This window comes from Aquabacterium lacunae, assembly GCF_004310865.1.
Classification (GTDB): domain Bacteria; phylum Pseudomonadota; class Gammaproteobacteria; order Burkholderiales; family Burkholderiaceae_C; genus Aquabacterium; species Aquabacterium lacunae.
On the sequence record NZ_SIXI01000003.1, the window covers coordinates 544,015 to 554,491 of the forward strand.

Annotated in this window: 3 protein-coding genes, 2 tRNA genes and 3 rRNA genes; all 8 read right to left on the reverse strand. The window is 57.5% G+C overall.

What is annotated here, in order from left to right:
* Positions 1 to 10 precede the first annotated feature (10 nt).
* The 8 genes from EYS42_RS09860 to EYS42_RS09895 all read right to left on the reverse strand — a co-directional run bounded on the left by EYS42_RS09860 (position 11) and on the right by EYS42_RS09895 (position 9,876).
* Positions 11 to 1,627, reverse strand: coding sequence for a chemotaxis protein CheW (locus EYS42_RS09860; RefSeq protein WP_245503584.1), 1,617 nt, complete (start codon positions 1,625 to 1,627; stop codon positions 11 to 13).
* A gap of 39 nt (positions 1,628 to 1,666) precedes the next feature.
* Entirely contained in the window at positions 1,667 to 3,598 is a 1,932-nt protein-coding gene (locus EYS42_RS09865; protein WP_130967973.1) for a methyl-accepting chemotaxis protein, read from the reverse strand.
* Positions 3,599 to 3,904: 306 nt separating this feature from the next.
* Positions 3,905 to 4,348, reverse strand: coding sequence for a DUF494 family protein (locus tag EYS42_RS09870; RefSeq protein ID WP_165456709.1), 444 nt, complete (start codon positions 4,346 to 4,348; stop codon positions 3,905 to 3,907).
* A 69-nt stretch (positions 4,349 to 4,417) separates the two neighbouring features.
* Positions 4,418 to 4,530, reverse strand: a 5S ribosomal RNA gene (gene rrf, locus EYS42_RS09875).
* Positions 4,531 to 4,791: 261 nt separating this feature from the next.
* Positions 4,792 to 7,670: ribosomal RNA gene (locus tag EYS42_RS09880) — 23S ribosomal RNA — on the reverse strand.
* 317 nt (positions 7,671 to 7,987) lie between these two features.
* Positions 7,988 to 8,063: transfer RNA gene (locus EYS42_RS09885), tRNA-Ala, on the reverse strand.
* Between the two features lie 122 nt (positions 8,064 to 8,185).
* A tRNA-Ile gene (locus EYS42_RS09890) sits at positions 8,186 to 8,262 on the reverse strand.
* 85 nt (positions 8,263 to 8,347) lie between these two features.
* Positions 8,348 to 9,876, reverse strand: a 16S ribosomal RNA gene (locus EYS42_RS09895).
* Together the 16S, 23S and 5S rRNA genes with 2 tRNA genes alongside form the textbook arrangement of a ribosomal RNA operon.
* Positions 9,877 to 10,477 lie beyond the last annotated feature (601 nt).

Below are 10,477 nucleotides of genomic sequence, written 5' to 3' on the forward strand. Positions count from 1 at the left end.
CGAGGGTGCATCAGGCCGCATGCGCCAGTGTGTCAGCGCCATCGCCCAGTTGCCGCATGACCGCCATTTCCTGACCTTCCAGCAAATGGCGCGGGTCGATGAGCATCACCAGGCGCTTGTCGCCATCCAGCTTGGCCACCTGCTGGATCAGTCGCGTCTGCTCGGCCGACAAAGCCGGGGCCTGCGTGATGTGCGCGCGCGGAATGCGAAGCACCTCGGCCACCGAATCCACGATGAAGCCCGTGCGCAGCCCGCCCAGCAGATAGACCATGATGCGCTGGCCCTCGTGGCGCTCGATGGCATCGAGCCCCAGCCGCTTGCGCTGGTCGATCACCGGCAGCACTGTGCCTCGCAGGTTGATCACCCCCTCCACGAAGTGGGGCGTCTTGGGCACTCGCGTCAGCACCTCGGGCACCCGCACGATCTCCTGCACCGACATGATCGGCACGCCGAACTCTTCAGCGCCCAGTCGGAAGATCACGGCCTGGATGTCGTCGTCGTCCGTGCTGAGGTCTTCGTTGTCATCGCGCATCGCAGCATCCTTGTTGTCAGGGCCCTGGGCAGAGGTGTCGCCCACATCGGCTGCAGCCTGAAGGGCATCCAGCCCCAGCAGGCGATCGGTCGCAATGATCGACACCAGCCGCTTGCCATCGTCCAGCCGACAAATCCTGGAAAACTCGTCCAGGCTGTGGTCGGCCGCCAGAATCCCCGGCATCGGGTCGGCCTGCGACAACGGCACGCTCATCACTTCCTTGACCGCATCCGTCACCAGCCCCACCTGACGCCCATCGGGCAAGGCCACCACCACGATGCGGTGCTGCTCGCTCAATCCGTCGTCACTCAGCCCGAACAGACTGCGCAGGCTCACCAGCGGCAACAGTCGGTCACGCAGAGAGATCAGCCCCAGCACGTGGTAAGGCGCATTGGGCACCGCCGTGATGCGCTCGGGCACCTGCACGATCTCCTGCACTGCGGCAATGTCGATGGCGTACTCCTGACCGGCCACGGCAAACGACACCAGGCGCAACTCCTCGCTGTCGCGTGCATCATCGGCCGGCTCATCCATGCGCGTGTCGCCAGCGCCGCCGTTGCCCTCGTAGCCCGAGCGTCCGGCTCCCACACCGGCGAACTGCCCGTCCACCAGTTTCTCGAAGTCCAGCGTCAACAGCATCTCGGGCTTGCCATCGGCCCCCGTCTGCTTGATCACCCCGGTCAGGTACTCGCCGGCCACCACGGACCGGATGGCATCGGCCGACTCGATCTGGCTGGGCTCCACGCTCACCACACTGGCCACACGGTCTACCACGAAGCCCAGCGGTTGCCCCAAGTTGATCACCAGCGCTCGCGTGGAATCATCATGCGGCTGCTCGCCACACCCGAACATCCGCCGCAGGCTGATGATCGGCAACACACGCCCGCGCAGGTTCGACAGCCCGTCGAGTGTGGCAGGTGCCAGCGGCAATCGGGCCACGTCCGGCACTCGGATGATCTCCTGTACCGGCCCCATGGGCACCGCAAACAACTCACCCGCCACCTGGAAGGTCACGAACTGGTTGTCCTGCAGTCGCCCGTCTTCGGCATCACCGTCTCCGGTGGCGCCCACTTCCTCGGAAAGGATGGCACTCACGGCGCATCTCCTTGTTCAAGGTCACGGTGGCACGGCCCTTCAGGAGCCGCTCTGCAGTTCGTCGGCCAGCGACGCGATCTCTTCGATCGCAGCGGCCAGCTCTTCGGCGCCTTGCGACTGCTGCCGCGCAGCCGCAGCAGCCTGCTCAGCGGCCTTTTCGGCCTCCTGCGCAGCACCCGACACCTGCTCCACACCCACCTTCACCTGCGACAGGGCCGTGACGATCTCCTGTGCCGCAGAGGCCGCCGTCTGGTTGCCCTTCTGCACCTCGGCCACATCGCTTTCGATCTTGCCCAGCGATGCAGTGGTCGACTTGGCCTTCTCCACCTCGCTCAGCGCCGACGAGCTGATCTCGACCAGGTCACGCCCCACCAGGGCAATCTGGTCCTGGATCGACTTCACCATGTCCTTGATGCGATCGGCGTTCTCAGCCGAATCGTGGGCCAGGTTGCGAATGTCGGTGGCCACCACCACGAATCCCTTGCCGTACTCGCCCGCGCGAGCCGCTTCGATCGATCCATTGACCGCCAGCATGTTGGTCTGGATCGACACCTGGGTGATCGCATCGACGATCTTGTCGATCTTGCGGGAGACCAGCTCCAGGTCCTTGATCTGGCGGATGCTGGCCTTGGTGGCTTCCACACTGTCCGAAATGCTTTTGATCAGGCCGTCCACCGCACGCTTGTTCTCCGTCATCAGGCTCTTGATGGTGCCTGCGCGCTCGTTGGCCTGGCTGGCGCGCTCTTCGGCCAGCTGCGCCCCGCGTTCAATCTGGCTGATGGCGGCGGCCGACTCGGCCGTGGCTGCTGCCTGGCTTTGAGCCCCTTTGCGGATCTGCTCCAGCGCCACCATGATCTGGCTGGCCGACCGGTTGATCTCCTGCACCGCCGACGACAGCTCTTCGGCAGAACTCGCCACCTCCTCGGCGCTCTTGGCCACATCGGTCGAGTTCTTCAGATCGTCGGCGATCTCGGACAGGCTTTGCGCCGTCTGCTCGCATTCGGCCAGGGCAGCGGTCTGCTCACCCACGGTCTTGGACGCCTCTTCGCACGCCGCAGATTGCTCCGACGACGCAGCGGAAATCTGCTCGGCCCCCTTCAGCGCCTGCTGTGCCGCCACATTGCTCTGCGTGGCAGCCGACGCAATCTCTTCGGCCCCACCGGCGATCAGGGCAGCGTCGGCCGAAATGCGCTGAAGCTGCTCCAGGATGATGTCGGTCTTCTCGACCTCTTCCTTCACAGCCGTGGCCGATTCATTGATACCCTCGGCGATCACCTTCACCTCGCCCTGGATCTGCCCCACCAGCTCCTGGATCTGCTTGGCGCTCTTCTCCGACGTCTCGGCCAGCGTGCGCACCTCATCGGCCACCACCGCGAAGCCCTTGCCATGCTTGCCAGCGCGCGCGGCCTCGATGGCGGCGTTCAGCGCCAGCAAGTTGGTCTGATCCGCAATACGGGCCACAGCCTTCACGATGTCACCGATGTTGGCTGCCTGGCGCTCCAGCTCGGCCACCATGCGCACCGACTCGGCCTGCCGGTCGGCGGCCACCGCCACGTTGGTCACGGTCGACTTGACCTCCAGATTGATCGTCGCAGCGAGCGCCTGCATGCCCAAGGCCATGTCCTTGGCCATGGATACAGCCGACAACTGGCGGGTGATCGCACCGGCCACCTGGGTGATGGCGGCCAGCGATTCCTGGGCTGCTCCGGCAGCCTCTTCAGCTCCGGTGGCGATCTGCTCGGTCGCACGGCGCAACTCCTCCGCAGCCGATGAAGATTCATTGATACCAGCGGCCAGCTGGCTGGTGGCTGCAGCCACCCGTTCAGCAGCCTGCTGCTGCTTGGCCAGCGTGCGCGCACGCTTGCGCTGCGCATCGGCATCTCGGGCCACGGTCTTGTTGACCACGCCTGCCACGGCGTGCAGGGCCACCGACGAATCGTCCCCGCTGCGGGGCTTGCGAACCAGCGACATATGAGCTCTCCTTGAGCATCCGTTGCATGCTTGGGCAAGTCGGCATCCGCCGACCGCCCGCCTAGACTCATTTCGGCGCGAGTTCGACAGGCTTGACTCGCCCCTTGCGGCTGAAAGCACCGCAAAAGGTCGGCATCAAAACCCGGATTGCCGCGCAGACAACAACGAGGTTAGGAATATTGAAACGGACGCAACAAGGTCAGACTTCACGGATAAAGCCTGAAGAAACCGGTCACATCATGAGAGCGTGCCACGTGCACGCAAGACTCCCGGGTCTCCACCCGGGACAACAACACGAACAACGCCTCACTGCACGCAAGCAGTGGGCTCGGAAACGACGAACTCCCACAAGTCGTTCTCCGCAAACCGCCCGGACACCCAAAAAGCCAGGTGGATCAGCACCCGCAGCGCTTCCGCATCAACCGGGTCGTCTGTGCGCAGCACAATGGATTCCAGCACCCATTCACGCTGCACGGCATCGAGCAGACCACTTTGGACAATCTGCCCCCACAGCGCAAGCGCGTCTGACTCAAGTGCTTCGATCTCAACGGGGGTCAACACGCGCATCCCGCGCACCTCAGTGGGCATCAAGGCCCAACTGATCGCTGCGCCGTCCAGAAACCCAAGCGCAGCCTCGACCTCAGGCCCCTCGAAGCCTGCAGCCACCATCTTCTTGTGCAAAAGCTCGCGCCCAGGCAAAGCGCCTGGGTGCCAATAACTTTCACAAACAAAAGACAAAGCGTCAAACATCTGGGAATCTAAAAAGCAAAAAGCCCTCGTCAAACTTAGGTATTTTGACGAGGGCTTGGGCATTGATTAGCCTGACGATGTCCTACTTTCACACGGGAATCCGCACTATCATCGGCGCTGAGTCGTTTCACTGTCCTGTTCGGGATGGGAAGGAGTGGGACCAACTCGCTATGGTCATCAGGCTGAACTGGTGAGTGTACTGCCTTGGGGCAGTTCACTGGCATGCGTATCAGCTTGGGCTGTGGGCTCGGGGTCGGTGTCATGCACTGACCTTTGCGCTCACAGTCGAGCGTTCAAATCTGTAGAGTCTTATCAGCTGTTGTCAGACGATTGCTCACGTCTTCGATGTCACTTCTTCACCTTCGAGAAGTCGACTAACGTGCAGTCTTTGAATGTCCTGACCACGATGGTCCAGGCTGCGCCTGTCATCGGATCAAAGTTATAGGGTCAAGCCTCACGGGCAATTAGTATTGGTTAGCTTAACGCATTACTGCGCTTCCACACCCAACCTATCAACGTCGTGGTCTACAACGACCCTTCAGGGGGCTCAAGGCCCCGGCAAGACTCATCTTGAGACGAGTTTCCCGCTTAGATGCTTTCAGCGGTTATCTCTTCCACACTTAGCTACTCGGCGATGCCACTGGCGTGACAACCGATACACCAGAGGTGTGTCCACTCCGGTCCTCTCGTACTAGGAGCAGGCTCTCTCAATCTTGCAGCGCCCACGGAAGATAGGGACCAAACTGTCTCACGACGTTTTAAACCCAGCTCACGTACCTCTTTAAATGGCGAACAGCCATACCCTTGGGACCGGCTACAGCCCCAGGATGAGATGAGCCGACATCGAGGTGCCAAACACCGCCGTCGATATGAACTCTTGGGCGGTATCAGCCTGTTATCCCCAGAGTACCTTTTATCCGTTGAGCGATGGCCCTTCCATACAGAACCACCGGATCACTTAGTCCTAGTTTCCTACCTGCTCGACTTGTCAGTCTCGCAGTCAAGCACGCTTTTGCCTATGCACTATGAGCACGATTTCCGACCGTGCCTAGCGTACCTTCGAACTCCTCCGTTACGCTTTGGGAGGAGACCGCCCCAGTCAAACTGCCCACCATACACTGTCCCCAATCCCGATTCAGGGACCAAGGTTAGAACCTCAAACACACCAGGGTGGTATTTCAACGTCGGCTCCACCAGAACTAGCGTCCTGGCTTCAAAGCCTCCCACCTATCCTACACAGATCTGTTCAAAGTCCAATGTAAAGCTACAGTAAAGGTTCATGGGGTCTTTCCGTCTTTCCGCGGGGAGATTGCATCATCACAAACATTTCAACTTCGCTGAGTCTCTGGAGGAGACAGTGTGGCCATCGTTACGCCATTCGTGCAGGTCGGAACTTACCCGACAAGGAATTTCGCTACCTTAGGACCGTTATAGTTACGGCCGCCGTTTACTGGGACTTCGATCAAGAGCTTGCACCCCATCAATTAATCTTCCAGCACCGGGCAGGCGTCACACCCTATACGTCGACTTTCGTCTTTGCAGAGTGCTGTGTTTTTATTAAACAGTCGCAGCCACCGATTCTCTGCGACCTCGTTGGGCTCCCCTTGTACAGGTTCACCTACTAAAGGCACACCTTCTTCCGAAGTTACGGTGTCAATTTGCCGAGTTCCTTCTCCAGAGTTCTCTCAAGCGCCTGAGAATACTCATCTCGCGCACCAGTGTCGGTTTGCGGTACGGTCGTGTGTAGCTGAAGCTTAGTGGCTTTTCCTGGAAGCAGGGTATCACTCACTTCGTCTGCAAGCAGACTCGTTATCACCCCTCATCTAAGATCCCCGGATTTGCCTAAGGACCACGACTACAGGCTTGAACCAACTATTCCAACAGTTGGCTGAGCTAACCTTCTCCGTCCCCACATCGCACTACACATCGGTACAGGAATATTGACCTGTTTCCCATCAGCTACGCATCTCTGCCTCGCCTTAGGGGCCGACTCACCCTACGCCGATGAACGTTGCGTAGGAAACCTTGCGCTTACGGCGAGGGGGCTTTTCACCCCCTTTAACGCTACTCATGTCAGCATTCGCACTTCTGATACCTCCAGCATCCTTTACAAGACACCTTCGCAGGCTTACAGAACGCTCTCCTACCACTCACAGTAAACTGTGAATCCGCAGCTTCGGTAACTGGCTTGAGCCCCGTTACATCTTCCGCGCAGGACGACTCGATCAGTGAGCTATTACGCTTTCTTTAAATGATGGCTGCTTCTAAGCCAACATCCTGACTGTTTTAGCCTTCCCACTTCGTTTCCCACTTAGCCAATTTTAGGGACCTTAGCTGGCGGTCTGGGTTGTTTCCCTCTTGTGTCCGGACGTTAGCACCCGGTGCACTGTCTCCCAAGCTGTACTCATCGGTATTCGGAGTTTGCATAGGTTTGGTAAGTCGCCATGACCCCCTAGCCTAAACAGTGCTCTACCCCCGATGGTAATACTTGAGGCACTACCTAAATAGTTTTCGGAGAGAACCAGCTATTTCCGAGTTTGTTTAGCCTTTCACCCCTATCCACAGCTCATCCGCTAGTTTTGCAACACTAGTCGGTTCGGACCTCCAGTGCGTGTTACCGCACCTTCATCCTGGCCATGGATAGATCACTCGGTTTCGGGTCTACACCCAGCGACTAGACGCCCTATTCGGACTCGATTTCTCTTCGGCTTCCCTATTCGGTTAACCTTGCCACTGAATGTAAGTCGCTGACCCATTATACAAAAGGTACGCCGTCACCCTTGCGGGCTCCGACTTTTTGTATGCATGCGGTTTCAGGATCTATTTCACTCCCCTCCCGGGGTTCTTTTCGCCTTTCCCTCACGGTACTTGTTCACTATCGGTCGATTACGAGTATTTAGCCTTGGAGGATGGTCCCCCCATCTTCAGACAGGATTTCACGTGTCCCGCCCTACTTATCGTGCACTCAGTTCCACAGAAGACTTTTCTCATACGGGGCTATCACCCACTATGGCCGGACTTTCCATTCCGTTCTGATAAGTCAACTGCTAAAGAGCACTAGGCTGTTCCGATTTCGCTCGCCACTACTTTCGGAATCTCGGTTGATGTCTTTTCCTCGAGTTACTTAGATGTTTCAGTTCACTCGGTTCGCCTCAACAACCTATGTATTCAGTTGTTGATACCCTTGCGGGTGGGTTTCCCCATTCGGATATCTCCGGATCAAAGCTAATTTGCCAGCTCCCCGAAGCTTTTCGCAGGCTATCACGTCCTTCATCGCCTGTAATCGCCAAGGCATCCACCACATGCACTTAGTCACTTGACCCTATAACTTTGAACCCTGCAGCTTTCGCTGCAGGCAAGTCAGAGTTCAAGGACTGCTTTGAGCGCCTGGAACTTCTTCCAGGCACGCGTTATTCGCCTTCTCTTTTGATGAATCATTCATCAAAGTTTGGTGACGCAATCATCTGATTGCTGGTGGCACGGTGCCAATTCCGTAGAACTGACTTTCCACCAGCAATGCTGATTCGACTCTACAAATTTTTAAAGAGCAGCGCGGCAACTTCTTGGAAGCTGCTGCAAACACAAACACTGTTCAATCCAGTGTTTGTGTTTGCAACCTTCATGGGTGCAGTGAATCAATGGTGGAGGATGACGGGATCGAACCGACGACCCCCTGCTTGCAAAGCAGGTGCTCTCCCAGCTGAGCTAATCCCCCCTTGGCTGCACCATGCTGCGTTGCTCGGCCGCTTGCATAGCGATGCTATGCAGCACAACCTCGCGCCTTGCCTGGCACACCCAACGACGCGCGACCAACAGGTCCGGTCGTTCCTGACAACTTGGTGGGTCTGGTTGGATTCGAACCAACGACCCCCGCCTTATCAAGACGGTGCTCTAACCGACTGAGCTACAGACCCAACTGTCTTCACTCTGCGCTCTCAATCAACAGCCGATAAGTGTGGATGCCTGGCACGCGTATCTCACAGCGTGTGCATTTTCTAGAAAGGAGGTGATCCAGCCGCACCTTCCGATACGGCTACCTTGTTACGACTTCACCCCAGTCACGAACCCTGCCGTGGTAATCGCCCTCCTTGCGGTTAGGCTAACTACTTCTGGCAGAACCCGCTCCCATGGTGTGACGGGCGGTGTGTACAAGACCCGGGAACGTATTCACCGCGGCAAGCTGATCCGCGATTACTAGCGATTCCGACTTCACGCAGTCGAGTTGCAGACTGCGATCCGGACTACGACCGGGTTTCTGGGATTGGCTCCCCCTCGCGGGTTGGCAGCCCTCTGTCCCGGCCATTGTATGACGTGTGTAGCCCTACCCATAAGGGCCATGAGGACCTGACGTCATCCCCACCTTCCTCCGGTTTGTCACCGGCAGTCTCATCAGAGTGCCCTTTCGTAGCAACTGATGACAAGGGTTGCGCTCGTTGCGGGACTTAACCCAACATCTCACGACACGAGCTGACGACGGCCATGCAGCACCTGTGTCCAGGTTCTCTTTCGAGCACTTCCACATCTCTGCAGAATTCCTGGCATGTCAAGGGTAGGTAAGGTTTTTCGCGTTGCATCGAATTAAACCACATCATCCACCGCTTGTGCGGGTCCCCGTCAATTCCTTTGAGTTTCAACCTTGCGGCCGTACTCCCCAGGCGGTCAACTTCACGCGTTAGCTTCGTTACTGAACAGCAAGCCGTCCAACAACCAGTTGACATCGTTTAGGGCGTGGACTACCAGGGTATCTAATCCTGTTTGCTCCCCACGCTTTCGTGCATGAGCGTCAGTACAGGTCCAGGGGATTGCCTTCGCCATCGGTGTTCCTCCGCATATCTACGCATTTCACTGCTACACGCGGAATTCCATCCCCCTCTACCGTACTCTAGCCATGCAGTCACAAAGGCAGTTCCCAGGTTGAGCCCGGGGATTTCACCTCTGTCTTGCATAACCGCCTGCGCACGCTTTACGCCCAGTAATTCCGATTAACGCTCGCACCCTACGTATTACCGCGGCTGCTGGCACGTAGTTAGCCGGTGCTTATTCTTCAGGTACCGTCATCCCCCCGGGGTATTAACCCAGAGGATTTCTTCCCTGACAAAAGCAGTTTACAACCCGAAGGCCTTCTTCCTGCACGCGGCATTGCTGGATCAGGCTTGCGCCCATTGTCCAAAATTCCCCACTGCTGCCTCCCGTAGGAGTCTGGGCCGTGTCTCAGTCCCAGTGTGGCTGGTCGTCCTCTCAGACCAACTACAGATCGTCGGCTTGGTAGGCCTTTACCCCACCAACTACCTAATCTGACATCGGCCGCTCCAATTGCGCGAGGTCTTGCGATCCCCCGCTTTCACCCTCAGGTCGTATGCGGTATTAGCTGCTCTTTCGAGCAGTTATCCCCCACAACTGGGCACGTTCCGATGCATTACTCACCCGTTCGCCACTCGTCAGCATCCGAAGACCTGTTACCGTTCGACTTGCATGTGTAAGGCATGCCGCCAGCGTTCAATCTGAGCCAGGATCAAACTCTTCAGTTTAATCTCTGCAAATAAAAAAACTCATCTCGGAATCGATCGAAGATTAGCATTAGCTTATCTTTAATCTCTTCATGAGTATTTGGCACCGCATCAAACAAATCCCGAAGAATCTGCCTGACGCCACTGCTTGGCAGCGCACCAAACACCCACGCTTATCGGCTGTTAATTTTTAAAGAACTGTTTCGCTTTCTCGACCACCGCCTTGCTGCTTTGTCTGCAGCGCCGTGATCAGCGAAGAGGCAAGACTTTATCTCGTCTTGACCATCTTGTCAAGCGCTTTGCTGGAGTTTTTTCAAATCACCGCGAAGATCACTTCAAAAGATGGCTCTTGCTTGACCCACAACTGGCCCGACTGGGGCCCAGTGTGCCCCGCGCTATGCGCCAGGCTGTGCGGTCGCAAGACCTGCTCGATTGCTGTGCGCAATGCACCTGTTTCTCAACCCCTGGCAACTTGCCAGCGCTCCATACAGAGGGAGCAAAAAGCCCTCGTCAAACTTAGGTATTTTGACGAGGGCTTGGGCATTGATTAGCCTGACGATGTCCTACTTTCACACGGGAATCCGCACTATCATCGGCGCTGAGTCGTTTCACTGTCCTGTTC

Bases quoted from the DNA above. Each gene is read 5' to 3' on its own strand.
- EYS42_RS09865 (WP_130967973.1), bottom strand. From the start codon at position 3,598: ATGTCGCTGGTTCGCAAGCCCCGCAGCGGGGACGATTCGTCGGTGGCC.
- EYS42_RS09870 (WP_165456709.1), bottom strand. From the start codon at position 4,348: ATGTTTGACGCTTTGTCTTTTGTTTGTGAAAGTTATTGGCACCCAGGC.